The 24,172-nt window shown below is 72.0% G+C and carries 19 protein-coding genes and 2 pseudogenes; 11 read left to right on the forward strand and 10 right to left on the reverse strand.

Annotation, left to right across the window (positions count from 1 at the left end; translation table 11 throughout):
• The first annotated feature begins 4 nt into the window (after positions 1–4).
• Positions 5–3,799, forward strand: coding sequence for a DUF5682 family protein (locus ACFYYB_RS34560; RefSeq protein ID WP_389440824.1), 3,795 nt, complete (start codon positions 5–7; stop codon positions 3,797–3,799).
• A complete protein-coding gene (locus ACFYYB_RS34565) occupies positions 3,796–5,568 on the forward strand; it encodes a hypothetical protein (RefSeq protein ID WP_389440827.1) in 1,773 nt (590 codons plus the stop codon). The genes ACFYYB_RS34560 and ACFYYB_RS34565 overlap by 4 nt, the downstream gene beginning before the upstream one ends.
• Before the next feature lie 75 nt (positions 5,569–5,643).
• On the opposite strand, the gene ACFYYB_RS34570 is transcribed toward ACFYYB_RS34565, so the two are convergent.
• Both ACFYYB_RS34570 and ACFYYB_RS34575 read right to left on the reverse strand, forming a co-directional pair.
• Complete coding sequence (locus tag ACFYYB_RS34570; RefSeq protein ID WP_389440830.1) at positions 5,644–6,306, reverse strand: response regulator; 663 nt, start codon at positions 6,304–6,306, stop codon at positions 5,644–5,646.
• Positions 6,303–7,457 (reverse strand): sensor histidine kinase, encoded by a 1,155-nt coding sequence (locus tag ACFYYB_RS34575; protein WP_389440833.1) that lies wholly within the window; start codon positions 7,455–7,457, stop codon positions 6,303–6,305. Before ACFYYB_RS34575 ends, ACFYYB_RS34570 begins: the two co-directional genes overlap by 4 nt.
• 322 nt (positions 7,458–7,779) lie before the next feature.
• Here ACFYYB_RS34575 and ACFYYB_RS34580 point away from each other — a divergent pair, with 322 nt between their 5' ends.
• The gene (locus ACFYYB_RS34580; protein ID WP_389441264.1) at positions 7,780–9,219 is read left to right on the forward strand and encodes an alpha/beta hydrolase family protein; all 1,440 of its coding nucleotides are present in this window, start codon (positions 7,780–7,782) and stop codon (positions 9,217–9,219) included.
• 151 nt (positions 9,220–9,370) lie between these two features.
• Here the strand turns inward: ACFYYB_RS34580 and ACFYYB_RS34585 are convergent, their stop codons facing one another.
• The 4 genes from ACFYYB_RS34585 to ACFYYB_RS34600 form a co-directional block, all read right to left on the reverse strand.
• On the reverse strand, positions 9,371–9,910 hold the full coding sequence (locus ACFYYB_RS34585; RefSeq protein ID WP_389440836.1) for a hypothetical protein: 540 nt from the start codon (positions 9,908–9,910) through the stop codon (positions 9,371–9,373).
• A gap of 246 nt (positions 9,911–10,156) precedes the next feature.
• On the reverse strand, positions 10,157–11,377 hold the full coding sequence (locus tag ACFYYB_RS34590; protein ID WP_389440840.1) for an MFS transporter: 1,221 nt from the start codon (positions 11,375–11,377) through the stop codon (positions 10,157–10,159).
• 316 nt (positions 11,378–11,693) lie between these two features.
• Positions 11,694–12,200 (reverse strand): hypothetical protein, encoded by a 507-nt coding sequence (locus tag ACFYYB_RS34595; RefSeq protein WP_389440843.1) that lies wholly within the window; start codon positions 12,198–12,200, stop codon positions 11,694–11,696.
• Between the two features lie 95 nt (positions 12,201–12,295).
• Entirely contained in the window at positions 12,296–14,428 is a 2,133-nt protein-coding gene (locus tag ACFYYB_RS34600) for an RICIN domain-containing protein (RefSeq protein ID WP_389440845.1), read from the reverse strand.
• Positions 14,429–14,564: 136 nt separating this feature from the next.
• Here ACFYYB_RS34600 and ACFYYB_RS34605 point away from each other — a divergent pair, with 136 nt between their 5' ends.
• Positions 14,565–14,945, forward strand: a complete 381-nt coding sequence (locus ACFYYB_RS34605; protein ID WP_389440848.1) for a hypothetical protein — start codon at positions 14,565–14,567, stop codon at positions 14,943–14,945.
• A gap of 271 nt (positions 14,946–15,216) precedes the next feature.
• Here the strand turns inward: ACFYYB_RS34605 and ACFYYB_RS34610 are convergent, their stop codons facing one another.
• Positions 15,217–15,807 carry a hypothetical protein gene (locus ACFYYB_RS34610; RefSeq protein WP_389440850.1) on the reverse strand — a complete coding sequence of 197 codons (591 nt, stop codon included), beginning with the start codon at positions 15,805–15,807 and terminating at the stop codon, positions 15,217–15,219.
• 387 nt (positions 15,808–16,194) lie between these two features.
• On the opposite strand from ACFYYB_RS34610, the gene ACFYYB_RS34615 reads away from it, so the two are divergent.
• The 3 genes from ACFYYB_RS34615 (at position 16,195) to ACFYYB_RS34625 (ending at position 18,150) form a co-directional block, all read left to right on the forward strand.
• Complete coding sequence (locus ACFYYB_RS34615; protein ID WP_389440852.1) at positions 16,195–16,521, forward strand: hypothetical protein; 327 nt, start codon at positions 16,195–16,197, stop codon at positions 16,519–16,521.
• Between the two features lie 399 nt (positions 16,522–16,920).
• The gene (locus ACFYYB_RS34620; RefSeq protein ID WP_389440855.1) at positions 16,921–17,310 is read left to right on the forward strand and encodes a hypothetical protein; all 390 of its coding nucleotides are present in this window, start codon (positions 16,921–16,923) and stop codon (positions 17,308–17,310) included.
• A 513-nt stretch (positions 17,311–17,823) separates the two neighbouring features.
• The gene (locus ACFYYB_RS34625) at positions 17,824–18,150 is read left to right on the forward strand and encodes a hypothetical protein (RefSeq protein ID WP_389440858.1); all 327 of its coding nucleotides are present in this window, start codon (positions 17,824–17,826) and stop codon (positions 18,148–18,150) included.
• 45 nt (positions 18,151–18,195) lie between these two features.
• Here the strand turns inward: ACFYYB_RS34625 and ACFYYB_RS34630 are convergent, their stop codons facing one another.
• Positions 18,196–19,233 carry an ABC transporter permease gene (locus ACFYYB_RS34630; protein ID WP_389440861.1) on the reverse strand — a complete coding sequence of 346 codons (1,038 nt, stop codon included), beginning with the start codon at positions 19,231–19,233 and terminating at the stop codon, positions 18,196–18,198.
• A 103-nt stretch (positions 19,234–19,336) separates the two neighbouring features.
• Between ACFYYB_RS34630 and ACFYYB_RS34635 the strand changes: the two genes are divergently transcribed.
• Positions 19,337–19,975 carry a TetR/AcrR family transcriptional regulator gene (locus ACFYYB_RS34635; protein ID WP_389441266.1) on the forward strand — a complete coding sequence of 213 codons (639 nt, stop codon included), beginning with the start codon at positions 19,337–19,339 and terminating at the stop codon, positions 19,973–19,975.
• Between the two features lie 233 nt (positions 19,976–20,208).
• Here ACFYYB_RS34635 and ACFYYB_RS34640 read toward each other — a convergent pair whose 3' ends face one another.
• Complete coding sequence (locus ACFYYB_RS34640) at positions 20,209–20,649, reverse strand: hypothetical protein (RefSeq protein ID WP_389440863.1); 441 nt, start codon at positions 20,647–20,649, stop codon at positions 20,209–20,211.
• Between the two features lie 256 nt (positions 20,650–20,905).
• On the opposite strand from ACFYYB_RS34640, the pseudogene ACFYYB_RS34645 reads away from it, so the two are divergent.
• Positions 20,906–21,521: pseudogene (locus ACFYYB_RS34645) on the forward strand (transposase); the annotation flags it as partial.
• A 55-nt stretch (positions 21,522–21,576) separates the two neighbouring features.
• Positions 21,577–21,764 (forward strand): annotated as a pseudogene (locus ACFYYB_RS34650) (transposase); the annotation flags it as partial.
• Between the two features lie 19 nt (positions 21,765–21,783).
• Here the strand turns inward: ACFYYB_RS34650 and ACFYYB_RS34655 are convergent.
• Entirely contained in the window at positions 21,784–22,188 is a 405-nt protein-coding gene (locus tag ACFYYB_RS34655; protein ID WP_389440866.1) for a hypothetical protein, read from the reverse strand.
• 639 nt (positions 22,189–22,827) lie between these two features.
• Between ACFYYB_RS34655 and ACFYYB_RS34660 the strand changes: the two genes are divergently transcribed.
• Positions 22,828–23,979, forward strand: coding sequence for a HEAT repeat domain-containing protein (locus ACFYYB_RS34660; protein ID WP_389440868.1), 1,152 nt, complete (start codon positions 22,828–22,830; stop codon positions 23,977–23,979).
• Positions 23,980–24,172: the final 193 nt, after the last annotated feature.

The raw sequence follows: 24,172 nt of genomic DNA on the forward strand, positions 1-24,172 counted from the left end.
CACCATGACCGCACCGTCCCCGGCCCCGTCCCCGGCCGCCACCGCCACCGCCACCGCCACCGCGGAAGCCTCCGTCCCCCCGGCCGACTCCACCACCCACGCCATGACTCCCGACGAGGCGGTGGAGGCCCTGACCGACCCCACCGCCCCGTACCTCATCGGCGTCCGCCACCACGCGCCGTCGCTCGCCGCCGTCCTACCGGAACTGCTGGACGCGGCGAAGCCCGAGGTGCTGCTCGTCGAGCTCCCCGCGGATCTGCAGGAGTGGCTGCCCTGGCTCGCCCACGCCGACACCCGGGCCCCCGTCGCCCTGGCCGCCGTCCCCGCCGGCTCCGGCAGGGACGGCTCCGGGGACGGGCGCGGTCCCGCCTTCTACCCGTTCGCGGACTTCTCTCCCGAACTCGTCGCCCTACGTTGGGCCGCCCGCCACGACATCCCCGTGATCGCCTGCGACCTTCCGCTGTCCGACCCGGCCCGGCACGAGCCCCGGCGCCCGGCCGGAGCGGGCCACGAAGGACCCGGGCTGCGCGAAGCGCTCACCGCACGCCTTACCGGCCGTCCCGGCGAGGACCTGTGGGACCGACTGGTGGAAACCGCCGCCCCCGGCTCCCCGCCGGAGGCGCTGCGCCGCGCCGCCCTGCTCACGGGCTGGGCACTGCGGCACGACGCCGAACGGGCCGGGGCGGTCGCCGAGTCGGACCTGGCCCGCGAGCGCTGGATGCGCGCCCGGATCGAGGAGGCCACGGCCGCCGGCCGCCGGGCCGCCGTGGTCGTGGGCGCCTTCCACACCCCGGCGCTGCTGGGCCCCGGGACCGGTCCGGTGCCGCCCGCGGAGGCGCTCCCCAACGGTCCGTCCTGGACCGTGTCCCTCATCCCGTACACCTACCCGCTGCTCGACGAGCGGTCCGGCTACCCGGCCGGCATCCGCGACCCCGAATGGCAGCACCTCGTCCTGGAGGCGGCGGGCCGGCCGGCCGCCATCGACGAGGCACTCCTCACCACGGCCGTGCGGATCTGCGGCGAACTGCGCGCGCAGGACCACCCCTCGGGGCCCGCGGACGCCCGCGAGATCGTCCGGCTGGCGGGCGACCTCGCCCGGCTGCGCGGCCTGCCCGCGCCCGGCCGCGGCGAACTCATCGAGGCCGTGCAGACCGTACTGGCCCAGGGCGAACCGCTCGGCCGCGGTCGCGCGGTCGCCCGGTCGCTCGAACGGGTTCTGGTCGGCACCCGCTCCGGCCGGCCCGCGCCCGCCGCCCCGCGCGGCGGTCTGGCACCGGCCGTGGAGGACGAGGTCGCGGCCCTGGGCCTGCCCGGCCCCGCCGACACCGGCCCCACCGCCCGCGACCTGCGACTCGACCCCTTGCGCTCGGACCTCGACCGCCGCCGCGAACTCCTGCTGCGCCGGCTGACGGTCTGCGGCATCCCCTACGCCTCGTCGACGCCCGTCACGGGCACCGGCGCCGGCGAGGCCGTGACCACCCGGTGGGAGGTGCGCTGGACCCCGGCCACCGCCGCCATGCTCACCGCCGCCGCAATCCGCGGCGTCACCCCCGCCCAGGCCGCCGAAGGCCTGCTGCGCGAGCGGCGCCGCGCCGAACAGGACGACGGCGGTCCCACCGCCGCCCAGAGCATCGACGGCCTCGCGGAGGCCGCCGCCTGCGGACTTGCCGCGCTGGCCGACGAACGGCTCACCGAACTGGGGGAGGCCGTCCCGGCCACCGGCACGCTGCCCCAACTGCTCCTCGCCCTCGGCCTGCTGGACCGCATCCGGGCCGGCCACGTCGCCGGACTCGGCCCGGACCCGGACCGCGCCGCGCGGTCGGCGGTGGTCGGCGAACTGCTCACCTCGGCCGCCGTCCGCCAAGTCGACGGCCTCACCGGCTCCGACGACCCCGAAGACGCCCGAGCACTGCTCGAACTCGCCCACCGCGCGGACGTCTTCGGCGGGATCCGGCTCACCGACGCCCTCACCCGACTGGCCGCCGACGGCTCGCCCCTGATGTCCGCCGCGGCCGGAGCCGTCCGCGTCCTGCTCGGCCACGAGGACGCCCACGCCTTCGGTACCCGTACCGCGTCCTGGGTGGACGCGGCCACGGACGCCGCCACCCGGACCGCGCTGACCGGCCGCCTCATCGGCCTGCTCACCGCCGCCGCCCCCCTTCTGGAGACCATGGCCCCCGTCCTCGACCCGGTGCTGGACCGCGTCACCGACCTCGCGGACACCGCCTTCCTGGACCGCCTTCCCGCGCTGCGCGGGGGCTTCGACACCCTCAGCCCCGCCTCCCGCGACCGGTTGCTCACGGCGGTGGAAGAACGGCTCGGCGACGCGATCGGCCTGGTCACCGATACGGACGGCATCGACCCGGCCGCGCTGGCACTGTGGACCCGCGCCGACCTCGCCGCCCGCGGGACCCTGGACCGGCTGGGCCTGCTGCCCCCCGCCCCTCCGGCGGGCCCCGACGTCCGCGGACCGTCCGCGACGCCGCCGCATGACGGCGCTGACCACCCCGGCGAACCGTCACCCGCCCCCCTGACGGAGCCCACGACCCCTGATCCGACCGGTACACCACCGCATGCCCCAGGCCACCCACCGGCTCCGGACGCCGCGGCGACCGGAGGTACCGCCGACCGCGCGGCCGCGCAGCGGGCCGACCTGCCGCCGGCAGCATCCTCGGCGGCGCCCGCGGTGGACCGCGTCTTGGCCCCCGCCGATCGCTGGCGACTGGTACTCGGCCGCCGCACCGACCAACTGCCGTCATCGGCAGTGCCGTTGGCCACCGCACTGGACGAGCTGTACGGCAGCGGCCGCGGCGAGGGCTCCCGCGGCGATCTCGGCGCGGGCAACCGCGGCGGCCGCCAGGCGTCCTACCCCGGGGTCCGCGAATGGTCCGAGGAACTGTCCGCTCTCTTCGGCCCCGGCATCAGGGAGGAGGTCCTCGCGGCCGCCGCCGCGGCCGGCCGCCGCGACGTCTTGGGCGAACTCGACCCGGCCGCCGTCCGCCCCTCCGTCGACCTGCTGCGCACGGTCCTCCAGCACGCGGGCGGCCTCCCCGAGGCCCGGCTCGGCGCACTGCGCCCCCTGGTCCGCCGACTCGTCGACGAACTCACCCGGCAACTGGCCACCCGGCTGCGCCCCGCCCTGACCGGCATGACGCTGCCCCGCCCGAGCCGACGCCCCGGCGGACGGCTCGACCTGGCCCGCACCCTGCGCGCCAACCTCGCCACCGCGCGCCGGACCCCCGACGGCAGCGTCCAGGTCATTCCGGAGCACCCGGTGTTCCGCTCCCGCGCCCGGCGCGCCGCCGACTGGCGGCTGGTCCTGGTCACCGATGTCTCCGGCTCCATGGAGGCCTCCACCATCTGGTCGGCCCTCACCGCCGCCGTCCTGGCCGGGGTACCCACCCTCTCCACCCACTTCCTGGCCTTCTCGACCGAAGTCATCGACCTCACCGACCACGTGCACGACCCGCTGTCCCTGCTGCTGGAGGTACGGGTCGGCGGCGGTACCCACATCGCCGCCGGGCTGCGCCACGCCCGCACGCTGGTGACCGTGCCGTCCCGCACCCTGGTCGTCGTGATCAGCGACTTCGAGGAGGGCCATCCGGTCGGCGGGCTCCTCTCCGAGGTGCGCACCCTCGTCGGAGCCGGGTGCCATGTACTCGGCTGCGCGAGCCTGGACGACGCCGGCCGCCCCCGGTACTCGACCGGGGTCGCCGGACAGCTGGTCGCCGCAGGGATGCCGGTCGCCGCCCTCAGCCCGCTCGAACTCGCCCGCTGGGTAGGGGAGAAGATCGCATGAGCCAGCACCACCAGCAGCTGCCCGCTGTCCCGCCCGCCGTGACCGCCGAGATCGTCGGCGCGCTCTCGCCCAGGCTGCGCAAGCGGCTCGACGCCGCCATCACCAAGATCGCCGACCGGCCCGTCACCCGCGACGGAGACATCGTACGGATCGCGGTCGACGACGAGACCGGCCTGGAACTCCACGCCCCCGCCGGGGTGGTGGCCACGGCGGACGCGATCCGCTGCGGCTGCCTGCTCGCCCCGGACTGCCTGCACCGGGCGGCGATCGCGTCGGCCGCGCCGGTGGCCGACCCCGCGGCCGGCCCGTCCCGCGACGCGGACGCCGGGCAGTCGTCACCCGGCGGGGACACCGGAGCGCCGGAGCCGCCGCCGGCCGAGGAGAGCGCGGCCACCCCCGAGCAACGCGCCGCGGCCGCCCAGCTCTGGGCCGCGGGAGCCGCCGTGCTCGACACCGGCATCGAAGGCGCCGGAGCCGTCCTGCAGTCCGAACTGCTGCGGGCGGCCCACACCGCCAAGCTCGGCGGCCTGCCCCGCCCGGCGGCGGCAGCCGTCTCGGTCGTCACCTCGCTGCGCTCCGCCCGCTGCGCCGACCCGGCCCACCGCCTCGCCGACCTCACGGCGGCCGTCCGCGAACTGCTCGGCACCGCCCACCGGCTGCCCGACGCCACCGGCCCCGAACTGGCCGCCCTGCGCGGCACCGCCCGGCAGACCTACGTACCGGACGGATCCCTGCGCCTGTACGGCCTGTTCACCGAACCCCTGATCACCGCCGGCGGCTACGCGGGAGCCGTCACCTGGACCGCCGCCGCCGACGGCCGCCTCTACACCGTCTCGGACATCGCCCCGGGCGGCCCCGGCCGTGCCACGGCGGCAGCCGGGCGCACCGTACGCCTGGGCGACACCGCGCTCACCCACCGCCAGTTGTCCCACGCCGGGCTCGCCCTGTCGGGGGCGACCGTCTCGCCCACCGGCCGCCTCGGCGCGGGCGCCGGGAGCAAGGCCGTCCAGGCGACGGGCGTGGCCTGGACGGACGAACCCCTCGCCGCCCTGTGGGCCCCGCCGCCCGCCGAACAGGTCGCGCGCGCCCTCCACCCCCAAGCTCCCGGTGCCGACCTGCTCTTCCTCGACGTGACGATCCTGGGCCCCGCCCGCGAGACAGGCGGCGACTGCCTCCTGGCCACGTCCTCCGACGACCTGACCCTCCGCCTCACCGCGGCCCACGACCATCCGGCGCTGGCGTACCGCGACAACCTCCGGATGCTGGCCACCCTGCCCGGCACGCGCCTGCGCGTCGTCGGCCGCCTCGTCCCGGACTCGCGCCCCACCCTCCAACTGCTGGCGGCCGCCCATCCGGCGGATCCCACCCGGCGCGTCGACCTGGGCCTGGACCGGCTGCAACGCGCCGACCTCCCCTCAGCCCCGCCGACGTCCGTCGCACAGGTCCCCACCGGCCGGGGGGCGGACCAGGCCCCCCTCCACCTCCTGCGTCGCCGCCTCGAACAGGCCGTCGCCGCCGGACGCCCCTTCCTGTCCGTCCCCGGATCGCTGTCGGCCGACGCCGGGCTGCTGCGCCGATCTGCCTTCCCCACCGCCGCCGACCTTCTGGCCGAACTGCAACGCACCGCAACCCGGCGCGCCCGCGACCCCTTCGGCCGCCTGCTCCCCGCCGACCCGACCGACTTCGCCCGCGCCTGGCTGGGCGCGGCCCTGTACGCCGAAGCGGCCGAGACCTCGCTCTGTGCGGCGGCGTGGCTGCCGGACCGATGAGGCCCGGGACGGCGGCGGTGTCATCCGGCGGCGGGCACGCGTAGAGGTCGAGGTCGCCGAAGACCCGGCACCTTCTCAGGCCGGGCGGACCAGGCGGTTGTCGTGGGCGAAGACCACGGCCTGGATCCGGTCGCGGAGTCCGAGCTTGTGCAGGATCCGCCCCAGGTGGGACTTCACGGTCGCCTCCGCGAGGTACAGCGCCGCCGCGATCTCGGCGTTGGACAGGCCGCGGCCGACCTCGACGAGCACCTCGCGCTCACGGGCGCTCAGCCGGTCCAACCGCTCGTCGCGGACGGCGGCACCGCCGTCGGGCAGGTGCGGACGGAAGTCCTCCAGCAGGCGCCGGGTGATCCGCGGGGAGAGCACCGCGTCGCCCGCCGCGACGTTGCGGATCGCGGTGAGCAGCTCCTCCGGCCTGGTGTTCTTCAGCAGGAAGCCCGAGGCTCCGGCGGCGAGACCGGCGAAGGCGTACGCGTCCAGGTCGAAGGTGGTCAGGATCAGCACCCTGCTCCCCGGCGAGACCTGGACGACCTGCCGGGTCGCCTCGATCCCGTCCGTCCCGGGCATCCGGACGTCCATGAGGACGACATCGGGCCGCAGCTCCCGGGCGAGGCGGACGGCCTGGGCGCCGTCCGCGGCCTCGCCGACCGGTGTCATGTCGGGCTGGGCCTCCAGGACCGTGCCGAAGGCCATCCGGAGCAGCGCCTCGTCGTCGGCGATCAGGATGCGGATCGTCATGCGGGGTCCGTTCCACCGCTGTTGAGGAGGAGTCGCGTACGGACGCTCCAGCCGCCGCCCGGAAGCGGTCCGGCCCGCAGCGTCCCCCCGTAGGCTGCCGCGCGCTCGCGCATGCCGGGGATGCCGTGGCCGGGCGGTGCGGCGGCGGGCCGCGCCGGGCGGGGGCCGCTGTCGGTGACTTCCACGCCGACGGCCTGGGGCGAGCACTCGACCAGGACCGTCGCGCGGGTGCCGGCGGGTGTGTGCTTGAGGGTGTTGGTCAAGGCTTCCTGCACCAGACGGTAGACGGTGAGTTGTGCGGTGGCGGGGACGTGGGTGTGGCCGCCGCGGACCTCCAGGCGGGTCGGTAGCCCGGCGGCGCCCATCTGGTCGGCCAGAGCCTCCAACTGGGCGACGCCGGGCGGCGGATGGCGCTCCGCGTCCCGCTCGCCGGCCCGCAGGACGCCCAGCGAGCGTCGCATGTCGGTCAGCGCCTGCCGGCCCGTCTCGGAGATCTGCAGCATCGCGGAGGTGGCCCGGTCCGGGGACCTGTGCTGGGCGTAGACGGCGGCGTCGGTGAGCGCGACCATGACGGACAGGTTGTGGGTGACGATGTCGTGCATCTCGCGGGTGATCCGGGCCCGCTCCTCGGCGACGGCCAGCCGTGCCCGCTGCTCCTGGTGCAGCGCCAGCCGGCCGGCCCGTTCCCGCACGGCGGCGAGGTAAGCCCGGCTGGTCCGCACGTTCACCCCGAGGACGGCGGCGGCGACGACCGTCGCGGACAGCGCGACGAAGGGGGTCAGGAACGCGCCGTCCGGTACCCAGCGCAGGCAGGCCAGCACGGCTCCGCCCTCCACCACGGCAGCGGCGAGGAGCGTGCCGCGCCGGCCGGTGTGCGTGGCCGCCGTGTAGAGGGCCACCAGCAGGGCGACGTCCGCGAGCAGTTGGATGTCCATCGACCACTGGACGAAAGCCGCGGCCGCCACGGCGCCGAACACGGCGAGCGGTGCCCGGCGCCGCCACAGCAGGGGGAGTGCCAGGGCGGCGGTGAGCGCCGCGGCCACCGGCAGGTCCCGCGCCGGGTAGACGGTCACGACGTTGAGGAGGAGAAGGACCGGCAGCGCCGCGTCCCACACCAGGGGCGGTACTCGGTCCCGGTGGCGCACCGTCACACCTCCCCGTGGATCGGTCGTCTTGGCGGCCCGACCGGGACCGTCAGCGCGTACGGGCGGAGCCTAGGCCGCGGGGGCGGCGGCGCACATGAGCCCACCGTCTGACCGCACCCTGCCGGCGTACGACCGCAGGATGAGGCCCACCACCTCCCGCGGTCGCAGAGCGGCCGCCGGGCGGGAGCGACCGCTTGCCACTCCGGTCGCACGGCGGACCGCCCGGGTTGCGACCGCAGTGGCAACCGGCGGCGACCCGCGACCGATTCGGCGGCGTGGACCCGGCGTCGAGCATGGCCGGGTGACCGAAACCATCACGGGGCCGTCGATGTCCCTTCCGGAAGTCCTCGTCCTGCTGGGTGCCCTCGGGCTGGTGGCGGCGCGCTGGTTCCCCCCGGCCGCCCGCCGGCCCGTCACGATCGGGGCGGTGGCGGTGTTCGTGGCGTCCACGACCGTGCTGGGCGTGGTGGGGATCCGCTGGCAGCTGCTGCCGGTCCTGGCCGGCGCCGTCCTGGCGTCGGCGTTCGCCCTCCCGCCCCTCCTGCGACGCCGTACCGGCCGACCGGCGCGGCGGGCCCGCTGGTGGCTGGCACTGCCGGGATCGCTGGCCTGCGCCGGCCTGATCGCCCTCGGCCCGGTGGCGGCCCGGGCCTTCCCCGTGCCCGAGTTCCCCGAGCCGTCGGGCGGTTTCGCGGTCGGCACGCGGGTGGTGCAGTGGACCGACCCGCTCCGCCCCGAGAGCTTCACGGACGATCCGGACGACCGGCGCACGGTCGTGGCCCAGCTCTGGTACCCCGCGCAGAAGAGCCCCGCCGGCACCCGGCGCGCCCAGTACCTGGGACGCACCGAGCACGAGGCGCGCACCGTCGCCGAGGCCCTCGCCGACGGGGCCGGCCTGCCCGGCTTCCTGGTCGACGGCGTCCCGCGGGCCCGCAGCCGTGCGGTCGTCGACGCCCCGGTGGCCGGTGGGGGAGAACGGTTCCCGGTCGTCCTGTTCTCCCCGGGGTCGGGCGGGGTCCGGACCCAGAACACCGCCTGGGCGGAAGAGTTGGCCAGCCACGGCTACCTGGTCGCCGCCCTCGACCACCCCTACGACTCCGCGGTCGTCGTCCTCGCGGACGGCCGCACGATCCGCGCCACGGTCGCCTCCAGCGGGGACCGGGACCGGGACGAGGAGCTGGCGGCGGGCTGGACCGCCGTCCGGGCCGCCGACCTCGGCTTCGTACTCACCGAGCTGGAACGGCTGGACCGGGCCGAAACCGCCGACCCCCTGACCGGACGCCTGGACACCGGCCGCGCCGCGGTGGCCGGCCACTCCCTGGGCGGTGCCGCCGCCCTGCAGGCGGCCCGGCAGGACCGCCGGTTCGGCGCCGTCGTCGACCTGGACGGCTACCCCCACGGCCCCACCGCGCCCGCCCTCGAGCAGCCGGCGCTCGCACTCACCCAGGAGATCACCGCCGGCACCGACCCGCGCTATCTGCCCCGTCTCACCGACGCCCTCGAGCACAGCACCGCGACGAGCTACCGGCTTGCCGTCCCCGGCGCCGGGCACCTCACCTTCATGGACGGCCCGCTCTACCTGCCACCCCTGCCCTCGATCGTCGGCACCCTGGGCCGCGCCGAGAGCCCGCGCGTCGTCGCAGGCGCCACGCTCACCTTCCTGGACGCCGTCCTGCGAGACCGCCCCGGCGACCCGGCCGAGGCACTCCGGGCTTACGGGAGGGTCTACACGCTCTCGCCGTCAGAACGCGGGGAACTGCGAGGCTGACTCCGTGATGTGGCCGAACGCGCACGTAAGCCGCGCGGCTCGATCTCCTCGCCGCCCACTCGACGTCCCGCGCCGCTGAGCAGAGGGACGGGCCGGAACAGCCCGCCGCCGAGGCAACCCCCGCCACGCCACGGCGTCGGCGCTCCGGTTCCTACGCGGCCGTGCCGCCGAGGCGGCGGGGCTCGGCGTCGAGAAGCGCCCACACCCGGCGGCCGTCCTCGGCCGCATCGGTACCCCACGAGTCCACGGTGCGCAGGGCCCCAAGGCTGCCAAGGATGTTCTCGGTGGGGCCGGGATCGGGCATATGGCCAAGAACGAGGACCAAGACCTTCTGTTCCTGATCGGCCAGGTGCACGCTGACCCGTTTCCCGCCGTCTTTCACGACGGTATTGACCAGGAGATTCACAGCAGCGGCAAGGTCGTCCGCGTCGAGTGCCGGGTAGCCCCAGCCGCGCACAGTGGCCAGGGCCTGCCTGCCGGCCTTTGCCGCCGCCCACTGGTCCGCACGGAAGGTGAGCACCGCGGTCTGCCGGTTGCGGATCTGCAGGCGCGGCCGCCGGGGCATCAGCTCCGCCTTGGGCTTCGTGGCCGGCTGTGGCCGCGGTGCCTCGACGGGCTTCTTCTGCGGCGGCGGGCTCCGCGGGGGGTAACTCGGCGGCACCATCGGCCCCTGTGCCTCTGAGATCGTCAACTCGTCCTCCCCGAAGCGGGCATTGCCGTACTCCCATCCTGACAGTCCCCCAGGGAGGCCGGGCACGAAACCGCTCCGTCCAGGTGGACTCCTCCATGGCCGGCCTCCTCTGCTGAGCTACGGCAGCACGGGCAGGGCCGCCGCACAGGGGCACCCCAGCGTCGATCATGTCCGCGCGGGCGGCCCAGCGGCCTACGCCCACCCCGCGTCTGGCCGCGCCCGCGGCTCGCGCCGCCGTAGGACCCCCTATCCACGGGCAGACTGGACGTGGACGGCTCGGGCGCGGGCCACGGAGGGCCGGGAGACGACGGCGATGGCGATGGAGACGGCGGCCACGAAGGTGATGGCCGTGCCGGAACCGAACTGCTGGGCAATGCCGCCGGCGATCGCGGCTCCGATGCCTTGCCACGTCATCCGGCCGGCGGACTCAACTCCCTGGACCTGGCCACGGACCGGATCAGGGGTCAACTCCAGAAGCCGCTCCTGAAGCGGCAGGGTGGCAGAGAAGCCGGCACTGGCGATGAACACCGCGGCTGTCGCCACCAGCACGGGCGGGTGGACGGCGAACAGCAGGTAGGGAGCGGCGAGCAGCAGTCGCAGGGCGAAGGCGCAACGGCGCCGCTGCTCGGCGGTGAGCAGCCGCCCGACCGCGAGGTCGCCGAGGAGCATGCCGGCCGACCCGGCGGCCAGGAAGATTCCGGCGTGCTGGGGGGCGTAGGAGATGAACAGGGCCTCGCAGCCAACGATCAGACCGTTGGGGACCCACAGGTTCAGCAGCAGCGCGCGCCGGCCGGAGTGGGAGAAGAGCTCGACGTTCGTCGTCCAGGTCTGGCGCAGTCCAGGGCGACGGGTCAGACGGATCGAACGTTCCCGGACCGTCACCGCCACAACGACCAATCCACCGCCGGTCAGGGCCGTCGCGACGGCGAAGACCCCCTGCGGGCTCAGGTACCGCAGCAGTACGGCGCCGATGGCGTAGCCGAGGATGGCCATGCCTCCCGAGGTGATGTTCATCAGCGAACGCGCCAGCGCATAGCCGGAGGTCGGCACCACCTCGGCGAGCAGCCCCATCCGCACGCCGGTTCCCAGGGACTGGAAGAACCCCAGTACGAGGAGCAGACCGAACCGGGCGGCGAGCGGCAGCCCGGGAACCATCTGCGCCGCAACGCCTACGAGGGCGACGCACTGGAGCGCCACGAGGGTCCGGCGAGGACGGCTTCCGTCCGCGACCGACATCAGCGTCAGCGCTCCGAGTACCGTCGCGAAGGTGGCGCCGTACATGCTCACAGCGGTCAGGAACGGGGACTTGGTCTGCTGGTTGACCAGCGTGCCGAGCGCGAAGCCCGACAAGGTGCTCGCGGCGACCGACAGCGTGAAGCCGGCGTAGAGGCCGACGAATTCACGGTTGCGGAGCAGGTCACGGTAGGTGGTGGGAGGAGAGCCGTAGGCAGAGGTGTCAGAAGGCATAAAAAAAGCCTTCGCGCGCACCCAATTTGGGTCGCCGAAGGCCGACTCGTGGATTATAGCAAGCGCCCCGGGGCCCACCACGACCCACCACGACCCGCATCGGACCGGGGGGAGAGACCGGGGGAGAGCCTGCTCACCCGCGTGCCCTGCCCGCGGACCGGGTCGGCATCAGCGTTCGAGACCCGCAGAAGGCACGGGCCTTCGCCGAGCAGGGAGTACGAGTGCGCCGGGGCAGCTGCACCTCGGCCGTCGGCCGCCGGACTTCTCGGCGAGGTCGAGAAGTGCAGTGCTCCGTTGTTGTCGTCCGGGGCGGGGTTCAAGGGCACCAGGAGTTGCCGCTCCGGCTCGCCCGGGCCTCCACCGTGTAGCCCTGTTCCCCGTCGAATGCCCAGGAGATGGCGAGATGGGAGGTTGCGCCGTCGATCTGCTGGGTGAAGCAGAGGCCGATCCGTTCGCCGGTTGGGTCCTGGTGCGAGACGGGCTGGTCGGGCTCGGGCGGTTCGGGCAGCCAGCCGTTGCGTGTGGCCGCCGCCTGGTAGTAGGCGACGACGTCCGCTCGGCGAGTGGGCTCGGTGTACTGCCGGCCGACGTACGCGAAGCGGTCGTCGTCGTCGCAGCCGGAGTAGGACTCTTCGCCGGCCTGCGCTCCTTGCGGGGTGCCGAGCGCCCGGACCTGGTCAGCCATCGGGTCCCGCAGCGCCGCGTCCGCGGCGGTGCAGCCGTAGATCCCGCCGCTGAGAGCCCACCATCCACCCATGACTGTGAGTGCGCCGAAGACCAATCCGCCCGCAATGACGGACGCTCCCACCCGAAGATCGATCACGGGCGGCAGCGTACCGGCCGGCAGTGGCGGGGAGTACCCGGGTCACGCCAAGAGCACCAAGGCCGCCAGGACGCCACTGATCAGCAATCTCCAGGTCAGAGCCGCCACACGCGCCAGCGGTCATCGCGGCAATCCTGCTGGGTGATCGGTTCGTTGTCCCCGCTGCCCGGCCGGGAGGAGACACATTTCCCGCTGTTGGTATTGGCGAGCCACCAGGCCCCCAGACTGCTGTCGTAGCGCAGGGTCCAGAACTGGTCCGGAAACAGGCCGTCCCGGTCTCCGCACTCGAACTGGGTGACGAGGGCATCGTTGGTGTCACGGGCCGCGTCGACGGACAGGCACATACCGGTTTGCCTGTTGCGGATCGAGTACACGACGCCGGCCGGGCCCGTCGTCTCCGGGGTGAGATGCCAGCGCTGTTCCAGGCTTGCCGTGCACCCGCTCTGTACCAAGCCGGCGCCCGGCGTGTTGCTCCCGGCGGCCACCGCCAGGCACATACCGCTCCCGGGGCTGGTGAATTGCAGCAGCCCATCAGCCGGCGACGGCACGCTGGGCGGCGTACTGGGCGACGTACTGGGCTGAGGACTGCCAGAGGCGGTCACCGTCGCGGACGCCGACGGCTGGGCGGAGTGGCCGGGCGGGGGAGCTGGTGGAGTGATCGCGGGCGCGTTCGGCATGGTGGCGGAAGGCGAGGTGCTCGGCGACCCGGCGGGCCCGGGCAAGGACGGCAAAGGTGAACCGGACGGCGAGAGCGAGGGCGTCGTGGCAGATACCGAGCTCCAGCCCAGGTCACGGGAGCGCGCAAAGTCCCGCTGCCCCACGCCACTCGTGGCCGCGGGAGGGACGTTGCGCTGCTGGCCGATGACGACCATCGCGGTCGTGGCGAGCGCTGCTATGGCGAGGACGGCGGCCGCGGCGACAGCGGCCAGCGGCGTCCCCGACAGGCCGCGTCGACCGGCCGGAGCCGGAGGGGCCACGGCGGGCCGGAGCACCGGGGCTGCGTACGGGGGGAACGACCGCTCCACCGCGGTGATGGAACGGGCCGGCGACGGCGGATGCACCCCGTCGAGCCGTTCCAGGACGACACCTTCGAGGGGCGTGCCTTCTACGGCCCGTGCGTGGCGACGACCTACGGGGCCGCCGAGCCCGGCGTGGAGCTCTTCCCACAGCCGCTGGGCTTCCCATCCGCCGTACTCCAGCACCGCGGCCATCCGGGCCAGCGCGAGCACCAGCTCGCGGTCTGCGCCGGCATCGTCCCCGCCACCCGGGGGTAGGGCTCGACAGCGCGTCTGCGCGCCGGCCAGGACCTGCCGGGCCGCGTGACGGGCCACCCACGCCTCCTCCATCTGGGTGAACGCCCGATCCGCGAGCTCATCGAGGACCACCTCGCGATCCGAGGGCCGCACATCATCGCCCGACGCCCGGGTCTCGGGTTCGGACTGAGTCGGGCCGGTGGCCGGGGTGGGTTCGCCCGGTTCGTTGACCAGCAGGGTGACGACCGTGAGCAGGCTCTTCACCAGGTGCTCCGACTCGGCCAGGTTCGACTCCGCCTGCCGCAGCGCCTCGGCCAGGCTGGGCCTGGGGCCCGCGTCCGCCTGACCGTTCAGGGCGGCCTCGTGCAGCCGACGCGCCCGCTGCAGCATCGCCTGCTGTCCCCGACCGTCCCGTACGCGATCCCGTACGACGGCGTTCAGCCTGCCCAGCGGAATGATCCGCGCCCCACTCCGGTATTCGCTCCACATCGTCCTGCCGCCGCCAAAACGCTGCGCCAGCTCCCGGACCGTCAGCGCCGTCGTGATCTCCACCAGGAAGCGGGCGAGTTCGTCAGCCGCCAGGGACGCGCCTTTCATAGCCCCCTGCGGCCGGCCTGCCTTGACCATGATCTCCCTCAGTTGTCCGCGGACAACTGGGTTTGTCCGCCCCTTCTCCACCTGATGAGCTGCACGTTCCTCTCCGGAACGGCCCGGACAATCCACTGCGCGGGCAATGTCTGGCAGCGGAACGGCACCACAGAACACCAGTTCCACGGCACCGTCCATCACGTCGCGCACCGTTGTCTCGAATGCTGCGGTCGCCGACCGCTCGGGTCGCATGCCGCGTCGGACATACAAGAAAAGCCCCGCGGAATCGACCGGAGGAGCACTTGTGGTCAGCTCGGCATCGATATCGCTCGCAGACCGATTGCGTGACCGGCGCTCAGCGGCCGAGAACGGATTGCCCGACAGCACCGATGGGCTTCCTGCATAAAGAGGCCGCCGTCCCTGGCAAGAGGCAGCCTCCGAGCCGGCGGCCCGCTGTGCGGCACCACTTGGAAACCCACGACCAAACCCACTCACCCACCCATCAGAAGAGGAAATTCCAGCCATGATTTCTTTGCGTACTTCCCTCGCGGCCATGGCGATCGCCACGGCGGCCGTGATGGCCAGCCCCCTCACGGCCCAGGCCGCCGAATCCGGGACGGCGGGAAATGGAGTGGTTGCCTCCGTCGCCGCGGCGTCCGTTCCGCCGTCGGCGGACCTGTACGGCTGCACGTACAAGATCATCACGGGAAGCGGCGGGCACCAGGGCTCGGCCATCACCTGCAAGGGCTCGTCCGCCGAAAGCTTCGTCGGCTGGGTCAAGTGCCGCGACGTCTCGGGGAACATATACGAGAGCGTCGGTCCTCAGACCTGGGCCAACAACGCGTCCACCGCCTGGTGCGCTCTGGGGTACCGGGTGATCGGCTCCTACTACTACGCCGTCTGACCGCGTAGGAAACGCAATCCAGTCAATGTGCCCGCCCCCTCGGGGCGGGCACATTCATGCGATCGGCCGAAATCCATCACGGCAGGGACGGGAGCCGGCTGAGGGGTGTGCATGGACGGCGGAAGCACGAGGTGGCTCCCGGAGAAGGTCCGTGTGGACCGGGGAAAGGATTTCTTGTCGAAGACGGTCGCAGTCGGCCGTTACGAGCAGTGGCTCCCAGTGGTCCACGCCGATCTCATCAGGGCCCCACGGACCAATCTGGATGGCCCGGTCACCGAGCTCGTCCGTCCGGTCCGGGAAAGCCGGACGGGTACCGGCGTGCGAACTCCTGCGCTGTCAGCGCCTCTCGCGCTGCAACCAGCCGTTCGATCGCTTCCCGGAACCATGTGCGGGCGATGTCCGCCGTCTCAAGGACATCAGCCACTTCAGTGGGCACCTGACCCCCATCGAAGTCGCGGCCCAGGACTGCCCGCGTGATGACGTTGGACGCGTGTTGCAGCGCATCCACTGAGCCATGCATCCGTCTTCCTGCAACGTGGAGGAGGACCGGGGCGTAGATGGAATCGAACGATTCAGACCGATGGTTGTGACAGGTCGCCACGAACTCCTTGACGTCCACGTGCTCACCGGCAACGGCCAAGGCGACGGTCAGGTTCAGGTAGTCGAACCACCTTCGGGTCTTCAGCCGGCCCAACGTCAGAGCAGTGACCCGTGTGGTGTACAGATCATCCTCGCGCGCCAGTTCCTGCCAGTGGCGCTCCTTCTTCTTTAAGACGAGGGGTCCGTAGACCGCCGCGGTTGCCCCGACTACGGCTCCGCTTGCTGCACCTATCAGCCCCATCAGGGCGCTACCGTCCGGCATGGAAACGACCATGGCAGCAGGACCGCCTGTTGGACAGAGGGCCCGCGTGGCGGCGGCCCCCATCGCAGGCGGTCTACTACGCCGTAGCCGGCGCCCCGACCACGGCGTGGTGGTGAAGGGGACCGCCTCGTAGCCGATGGCGGATCCGGGCAGTCCTCGGCGAGCCCCAGACGAGCCTCGCGCACTCCGCCATCGGCCGATTCCACCTGTCCGAGTCGACCTTTAGTCCGTTTTCATGGGCTGATGATCGTCCATGTGAGGGGCAGCCGGTTCAAGCGAGGGCCTGACTGGTTTGCCCCATGCACCCCTGTCTTGCGGCCTGCCCCCCGACGGCCGGCAGCTTCACAGACTCACCCGTCCGACCTGGGCACCGTGCATAGTGACCTCATGGATCGATTCGTGGGTCAGGCTCGGCTCGAATGGTGGGCCAATCAGTCGTCTTGCCTCGAGATGTACGACCTCGACATCGCCGTCACTGTCGACTCGGTCGGCACGCTGAGGGCAACCGGTCGGCATGCCAAGGCCCTCGACACGACCCAGCGCGAGGGCTGGGACTTCCTCATGGAGATGGATCCCTACTTCTCCCTTGCGTTTCCCGGCGAGGATCGCGGCGGGATCATGGTGCGAGTCGACGAGGCAGAGAACGGAACCCTCTCGCTCACGGAGGCACCGGACTGGAACGGCTCCGGAAGCGTCACTTTCGACCTCACCTGAGTTCAGTTCTGCACCCGGTTCAGGCGGGCGTCGTGGTCACCCGCGCAGTGTGCCGCCCGGCCTCGGCGGTCCGGACCGGTTCACCGGCGGTAGCAGTGGCCTGACCGCTCTGTTCGGGTGGGCTGAAACAACCCGGCTGGCCCTACCCGCAGGGCCGGACTTGGGCGACTGGGGATCATGAACGACCGTCGACCGCTCTCGCTGCCCGCCTTCTCCGACTCCGCTTCAGACGCTCCGTACCCGCCCAGGCGGGTGGGCGCCGGCTGATGCCGGTCGAGCAGGTGCCGGCGTCTCCACCTGGACAGTGGTCGTAGCCGGCCTGGCTCCCGCCTCGGATATCGTGTTCCTGTACGGGGTGCCATATCGGATGTGACGCCCCCCACCGGAGGTAGTCAGCGTATGAGCTCAAAGCGCAGCAAGAATCCAGCCCTGCCCGTACTTGACGACGCGTTCCGACTCGCGTCGGTCAAGGACGCCGACGAGTCCACCCGTGACTTGGCCGCGCGGCTGGCGACCACCGAGCTGCGCCGCGCTTCCCACCCGGGCCGGGTCACCTGGGAGCCGACCGATCAGGCCGAGCCCGTACCGGTCCCGCCGACTGTGGTCGACGGTGACGGGGACCTGTGGCTGCGGGACCGGAGCACTGGCACCTGGACCATGCCCGAGTTCAACCCGAAGGAATTCCCGGCCCGCTGTGGCGAGGTTCTGACGTGGAACCAGCTTGCCCGCGAGTTCGGCCCGCTGACCGCACTGGCCGACGACCGCCGCATCGGCGGCGGCCGGCGCTGACCGCGCAGCCCTCTGGGGTGACCGCGCCCTGAAGCGCCCGTTACGGGTAGCTGGGGGCCCAGCTCACCGCCGAGCCCGACGATGGCGGCGAGCAGCTGAGCGTGGTGGTGGTGTGCGACGGCCTCGAGCAGCGTGGTGCGGGCCTGGCGCCACCCCACGCTTCCGACTCGGGGCCGCTTCCCGTCTGGCGGGCGCCGGTGAAGAAACTTCGGCCGCTGCTCCCGCCTGGCGGGACATAGGGCTGATCAGTCTTTTTATGCAGGTCAGGGCCGTGTGGCGTGGTCTCCAGATGGATATCGCGACCATTCGAGCCGGTCAGATGTACCGCTCCTACCTGCGCCAAGTCGTCGTCGGTGACGGCCGCCGCCCGGCGCGTACACCCTTCCCTAAGGCGCAGGAGGAGGCGGGTGTCCGGGCCGGGCGATGGATGGGCCGCTGCCTGACCGTGTTCGGTCCGTCGGCGGCAACGCGGTCTCGTCGATCCGCGGAACGGTGCTCAGTTTCACTGGCGGGGTGGAGCAGAAGGACTGCGGGTCGGGCGCACCGCGGCCCATGGCCGAGGACGAGAAGGCCGACGTACTGCGCGAGGCGATCGACGTCTTCCTGGCCGAGGCGGACACCGAGGGGGCGGACCTTGACCCCGATGACCTGCCGGGGGTGACGGACGGCAAACCGTCCCCGCCCGGCCAGGGCAAGGGCGGCCCGCTTCGTGCCGACCCACCTCGCTGCGTACGTGCGGTGAATGAGCCGTCCGAGGGCAGCCATTCGGCGGGGTCCTTGTCGGACTTGCTCCTGTTGGAGGGGGCGGAGACCGCGATCAGCGTGTCGGGGCTGTTCTGATCATTGGCGTACGCCTCTCGCCGCGCCGCCGACCACGGTGCTCGTTCAGCTGGTGGGGAGCGTCGTTCGAGACGCGTGCTCAGGTGCCTGCCGCGGCACGGCGGCGGATGCGGAGGTGGGGCGGCGCGGGCGGGCGAGCAGGATGGCGGCCAGGCCGGCGATCACCCACATGGTCAGCGTGATCGACGATCGCATGGCCTGTGCGCCGTCGAAGAACGCCACCGACCGCAGCAGTGAGCCACCGGCGCCGGGCGGCAGCCACTGGCCGATCAGCCCGGCCGGCTCGGGCAGCAGTTCGGGGGCGGAGGTCATGCCCGAGAACGAGTTGCCGAGCAGCATGCAGAGCAGGGCGCCGACCCCTATGCCGGCCGGGCCGATCAGTGCCGCGAGTCCGGCCACGGTGGCACCGACCGCGAGGGCCGTGAGGCCGAATGAGCCGGCTTCGGCCCACCAGTTGCCGGTGAGCGCGCCGAGCCAGCTGTGGGTGAGCGCAGCCGCCACGATGCCGACCAGGGCGGCCGATCCGAGAAGTGCCAGGGCTCCGCGGGTACCGCGCAGTCCGAGGAGCGTAATGACGGCGCCGGCCGCGATTCCCGCGAGGGTCATCGGCAGCAGGCTGGAGTTGAGTACGGCGCCGCGTGGGTCCTTGGCCGGCGCCGCGACCACGTCGGTGATCTGAACCTGCGTGCCCTGCGGGCTCCCAGCGGTTACCGCCTGCTGCAGCAGCTGGGCCACCACCGTGCTCGCGGCCGAGGCGGTGAGCAGTTTCGGGCCCTGCTGGGTGACGACGACCGCGCCGTAGACCGTCCGGGCCTCGATGGCTTCACGGGCCGCGGCTTCGTCGGCGTACCGGTGGATCTCGAACGCGCCCGGCTTCTGCTGCAGTTGCTTCTGCACGCCTTCGGTCGCCGCCGCGGGGCCCGCGACACCGATGGGGAGATCACGCGGTGCCATCCGGCTGGCCGGCCAGGCGAACGCCCACAGGGCAAGGGTCACGAACACCGGGATCAGGACTATGACGGCGATCACACGCCTGCCCTGTGGCGGAGACGGCGGCGCGGAAGTAGCGGAGGAGGTGGACATCGAGGCTCCCAAAACAAAGAGAATGAGCATTCGTTTTAGATGGGTCACTGTGTTGCAGGGCGTGACGCTTGTCAAGAATGAATGTTCGTTCTACGTTGAGTGCATGGCTCGCGTATCCCAAGAACATCTCGACGCCCGCCGCCGCCAGATCTTGGACGGCGCCACGCGCTGCTTCAGCCGCAACGGCTTCCACAGCGCGTCGATGCAGGACGTCCTGCGCGAGGTCGGTCTCTCCGCGGGCGCGGTCTACCGCTACTTCACCAGCAAGGACGAGCTGATCGCGGCCATCGCGACCGAGGCTCTCGCCACCGTCCGGGCCGCGTTCGAGCAAGCTGCCGAGGAGCACCCGCCGCCACTGCCCGACGTACTGCTCACCCAGACACTTGGCAAGGTGCTGACCGGAGGGCTGCTCGGCAGCGGTGGCCCGGGAGCCGGCGACGAGCCCGAGTTTCCCCGAGTGGCACTGCAGGTATGGGCGGAAACGCTGCGCAACCCGGAGTTGGCCAAGGCGCTGCGCCAGGGGTTCGACGAGATGCACGGGGCCTGGAGCAAGATCGTCACGGCCTACCAGGAGGCCGGGCTGATGAGGGCCGACGTACCGGCCGACCGCGTGGCGCGAACCTTGATGGCGCTGGCGCAGGGGTTCATCGCCCAGCAAGCCCTGTTCGGAGATGTGCAGGTCGAACAGCTCCGGGACGGGCTGCGCGGCCTGATGTCCATGACGGGCCCCAGAAACGGCTGACGAGCGGGGGGGCAAGCCGACTCGGCCCTGACAGCCGCCCCCACGCCACCCTTCTGCCGGCACTGGGAGCGCCGTCGGCAGTCAGGCGGTGCAATTAGGGAGATTCGCGAGGCGACCGTATGGAGCCGACGCGACGCGAGATGTATCGCGCTGGCCCTGACGTACGGCTGCAAGGTCCCGACTCGGATGTCACGGAAGTCAGGCACCCTGGACGGGGTGGTTTCAGCAGATGATCAGGGCTGGTCCGCGATCCGGCGGCTGAGGTGTTCGAGGAACTCCTGCAAGCTGGCCGCGACGAGCTCGTAGTCGTCAAACCAGGAAGCCGTGGTGGACTTCCAGACCTGTCCGCTGTCTCCAATCGCGAACAGGCAGCCCCCGCCGCCGCTGGCGAAGACGATCGCGGTCCATTCGCCCTCAATCGGAGCGGGGCCGTACTCGCGGAACTGCTCCGCCGCCGTCGCGGGTGAGTGAATGAAGTACCCGCTGTCGACGTCGGGCAGGGAGGCATCGCTGATCACCCAGTAGAGCGTGGTCAGGTCGGAGGGGATCGGTGTCAGGTCCACAAGTGCGTCCGTCGCCCGGTCGCTGTCGTCGGTCGTGAGCGTCACAGCGTTGCGGCCGGGCGGGAAGCCGTGCGCCGGGAGGAACTCCTGCACTAGCTTCGTCAACGCCACATCAGTCTGCTCCCACCAGGACCGGACCCAATCCGCGTCAAGCCGCTCACCAGGCACGTTTCCCCCTCGACTACGCGTGGGACTCGCCAGCGCGGAGTCTGGAAGAACATAGCCGAGGGGCCGGCATTGGCGCGGCTGAGACCGACCGTCAAGTTCGAGACGCCCTTCGATGTCGGACGTCAAACGGCAAGCTAAGGGTCTTTGCAGAACGTGCGTGAGGGGGCATCCCCCTTGTATGGGTGGGGTGTTGAGGTGGCTGCCGTTGCCGGACCGGGTGCTGCTGGTGGCGGTGTTCTACCGGACGAACCTCACGATGCACCAGCTCGCCCCCGCTCTTCGGGATCTCCCCGGCCACCATCTGCCGGATGATCGACAAGCTCGGTCCGCTCCTGGCGCTGGAGCCGCCACCGCGGCCCACCGACCACGTGCACCATTTGTGGATCGTGGACGGCACCTTGATCCCGGTCCGCGACCGTGCGGTCGCCGCCGCGTCCCGCAGTTACCGGTTCTCGGCGAACGTGCAGGTCATCGTCGATCCGGACAGCCGACTGGTGATCGCATCAGCCCCTTTGGCGTCCGGGAACAAGGCCGACGCCCACGTCTGGCGCGAGTCCGACCTGCCCGCGAAAGCGGCCGGTACCACCGTGATCGCCGACGGTGCCTACCTCGGGACAGGGCCGCACGTCCCGTGCCGTAGGCGAGCAGGGCGCCCGCTCCTGCGCGGGCAGGAGGAGGAAAAGGCCGAACACCGACGGGTCCGCGCCCGCGTCGAGCACCCCTTCGCCCGCATGAAGAACTGGAAGATCCTCCGTGACAACCGCCGGCAAGGAGACGGCCTCCACCACGCCGTCGCCATCATGCACAACCTCGCCACGGGCTCGATGAAACAGCAGGTCAGCCACCCCACCGCTCATCGGTTGATCGGATCTGTCTGTTCAGTTGGTGATCACTGATCAATGTGGGGTCGGATCGAGCCGTTGATGCCGGCCGATCCGGCCCGCGCTCTGCGACGGGCCAACCACCGCCGAACCCTGGAGGCCATCGCGTGGAAGTACCGCACCGGCTCGCCCTGGCGGGACCTTCCGGACGAGCCGGGCTCATTCCAGACCGGGCACGTGAAGACGTGAAGACGTACTACCGCAGGTCCGTGCTTGGCCGGCGACGCCAGTCCCATCCCGGGTGCTGTTCCAACAGTGTGAGGAACTCATGCGCTGGCAGGATTTCGTGATGGTTGGTGTCGACAAGACCGTCAAAACCATCGAGAACGCGACGGAGGAAGGCTCGGGCCGCGTCCATGGACTCGCACGAGACATAGACCCCATATGGCTCACCGATCTCGGATCTCACCTCCTCAAGCTCGTCCGGCTCGTAGTCCGCCAGGATCCTGCCTGAGAGGTCGAGATAGTACGAGTTCCCGTGCCAGTGGAGTCGCTCGTCACCCGTCGCAGCGTCCGGCACGAGACCAAAGGAACGGATTAGCCCCTCAAACGACGGACGTCGCTCCACAGGGGCAAGAACGATCACAGACGGCCAGGACACGAGCTTCCACCTCCACAGCGACCGTATCCGAGCAGTCCCCTGACGTCGTCTGACTTCTCGACCAGCCGGCGCAGCCGGCACTGATTCCCGATCAAGGAGACACGCTCTAGGTGGGCCCCGGGAGGCCGACGGAACTCCTCGAGGACTCGGCGTACCCAGGGGTGCCTGGAACGGGGTGGGTGAGGAGAAGGCGGGCAGCGGGGTGTCTCCCGGGGTGCAGCTCGCCGAGCAGTCGGTCGCTGGCCGGCCTCGATCGGGCCCGGCGTGACGGTGCCGAGCAGTGGGCGGTGTTACCCGCCACGGGTGGTCCTCTATCGGGGCGTCCTGCTCGCGGCGCCTGCGCGTGCGAGCCTGCCGCACGGTCCGGGCAGGAACGGAGATGGCCCGCAGACCACCGCGTTTCACGGGTTGTTCAGTTCGGCGTGCTCGGTGAAACAGGCCCGTGCAACGTGAAGATCGTCTCGTTGTGGGCCCACAGGGCCGGGCCGCCCACCACCCGGCCACCGTGAAGTTCCCCAAGATCAAACGCCACAACGTGTCGTCGCGCGTGAGCGATTCCATCGGGAAAGGCGACTCCAATCGACCGACCGTGAGGAATATCCGTTGGCTGTCGGTGTTCCCTGCTGGAACGATCCTGGGATGACCGACCACCGTGACGCCGTCCTCAGCCTGTGGGGTCGCCAGCTCTATGAGCGTCAGAGCGAGCCACTCGCCTGGGCGGAGGCGGTCCTGGAGGCCACCGGTCGCCCGCCGACCGCCGTCACCGCGGCGATGTCCGGCCGACTCGGCGCCCTCTCTGGTTCCCCATCGGACCGGGCAGATCTACTGTTTCGAACGGTCGCCAAGTTGGCCGCGAACCTGCGGGGCGACGGCCAGTACGACGCGGACGTCGGCACCCGAATCGGCCCCCTGGCCCTGCGACTGGGCGAGCTCGAACCAGCGCTCGCCGGCCCGCTCGGGGACGCCCTGGGCCACCTGCCGGACGGGCCGGCATCCCTCGTCACCGTCCACGCGGCCGAATTGAGCGGGAACCGCACGCTCCGGCTGCGGGCGATCGACGCCCTGCTGGAGTGGGCCGAACTCGGCCATCCGCAGGCCCGGGCCGCCCTGTCCGAGGTCGCCTCCGACCACCGGACGCAGGATGTCACCGTCTGGACCAAGGCACTCAACCGGATCGCGCTGTTCGGCGACGCGAGCGTCGAACCGGGCCTACTGCGCGCGCTCGCCGACACCGGACACCGCGGGGTGCGGTGGTCGGCGCTCGCCTGTGCCGAACTCGGCTTCCGCCGGGCCGTTCCGCTGGTCACCGCCCTGCTGGAGCATCCCGATCCGATGGTCCGCGAGGGTGCCTGCGAGGCGCTCGGCCTCTTCGAGGAACGGTCCGCCGTGCCCGCCCTGACAGCCCGGCTGAACGACGAAACCAGCTGGGTACGCAGCAGGGCGGCCCTGGCGCTCGGCCAAATCGGCGGCGACCGGGCACTCGCTGCGCTCTGGGAGGCCATGATGGAACGCCGGAACCCCAAGGCCGGCCATCTCGCCTCAGCGATTGCGACCTTCGGCCCGCCAGTGGTGGACGACCTGATCGCCCTGACCACCGATCCCGACCCGGACCTCCGAGCACTGGCCTGCCGCGCTCTCGGCTCCACCGCCGACGACTGGGCCCTGCCGGTACTGGAACGCCTCGCTGCCCACGACCTCGCCAGAACCACCCTCGGCGGCCTCGTGGCAACCGCCGCCAAGCAGGGACTGCGGACCGCGCACCGCATTCGCGCGCGCACCGCATCGACCTGAGCTCGACGCTCGTCTCGACGGACGTTCACCGTGTGGAGATGCGTCAGCTCTTCTGATTGCGGGGCGCGGGTCAGGTCGCGGTTGCCTGCTCGGGCGTCCCGAGGTGCCGGCGTGTACTTCAGCCAGACCATGAACAGGCCCAGATCCCAGCCCGCGTCCGGCCACGACCGCCTCGTCGACCTGCACCACCTCA

It is taken from the genome of Streptomyces sp. NPDC002886 (genome assembly GCF_042888445.1).
Taxonomy (GTDB): Bacteria; Actinomycetota; Actinomycetes; order Streptomycetales; family Streptomycetaceae; genus Streptomyces.

Excerpts from the sequence above, each read along its gene's own strand:
- ACFYYB_RS34560 (WP_389440824.1), top strand. The coding sequence starts at position 5 with ATGACCGCACCGTCCCCGGCCCCGTCCCCGGCCGCCACCGCCACCGCC.
- ACFYYB_RS34565 (WP_389440827.1), top strand. The coding sequence starts at position 3,796 with ATGAGCCAGCACCACCAGCAGCTGCCCGCTGTCCCGCCCGCCGTGACC.
- ACFYYB_RS34570 (WP_389440830.1), bottom strand. The coding sequence starts at position 6,306 with ATGACGATCCGCATCCTGATCGCCGACGACGAGGCGCTGCTCCGGATG.
- ACFYYB_RS34580 (WP_389441264.1), top strand. The coding sequence starts at position 7,780 with ATGTCCCTTCCGGAAGTCCTCGTCCTGCTGGGTGCCCTCGGGCTGGTG.
- ACFYYB_RS34590 (WP_389440840.1), bottom strand. The coding sequence starts at position 11,377 with ATGCCTTCTGACACCTCTGCCTACGGCTCTCCTCCCACCACCTACCGT.
- ACFYYB_RS34605 (WP_389440848.1), top strand. The coding sequence starts at position 14,565 with ATGATTTCTTTGCGTACTTCCCTCGCGGCCATGGCGATCGCCACGGCG.
- ACFYYB_RS34610 (WP_389440850.1), bottom strand. The coding sequence starts at position 15,807 with ATGCCGGACGGTAGCGCCCTGATGGGGCTGATAGGTGCAGCAAGCGGA.
- ACFYYB_RS34615 (WP_389440852.1), top strand. The coding sequence starts at position 16,195 with ATGGATCGATTCGTGGGTCAGGCTCGGCTCGAATGGTGGGCCAATCAG.
- ACFYYB_RS34620 (WP_389440855.1), top strand. The coding sequence starts at position 16,921 with ATGAGCTCAAAGCGCAGCAAGAATCCAGCCCTGCCCGTACTTGACGAC.
- ACFYYB_RS34630 (WP_389440861.1), bottom strand. The coding sequence starts at position 19,233 with ATGTCCACCTCCTCCGCTACTTCCGCGCCGCCGTCTCCGCCACAGGGC.
- ACFYYB_RS34635 (WP_389441266.1), top strand. The coding sequence starts at position 19,337 with ATGGCTCGCGTATCCCAAGAACATCTCGACGCCCGCCGCCGCCAGATC.
- ACFYYB_RS34660 (WP_389440868.1), top strand. The coding sequence starts at position 22,828 with ATGACCGACCACCGTGACGCCGTCCTCAGCCTGTGGGGTCGCCAGCTC.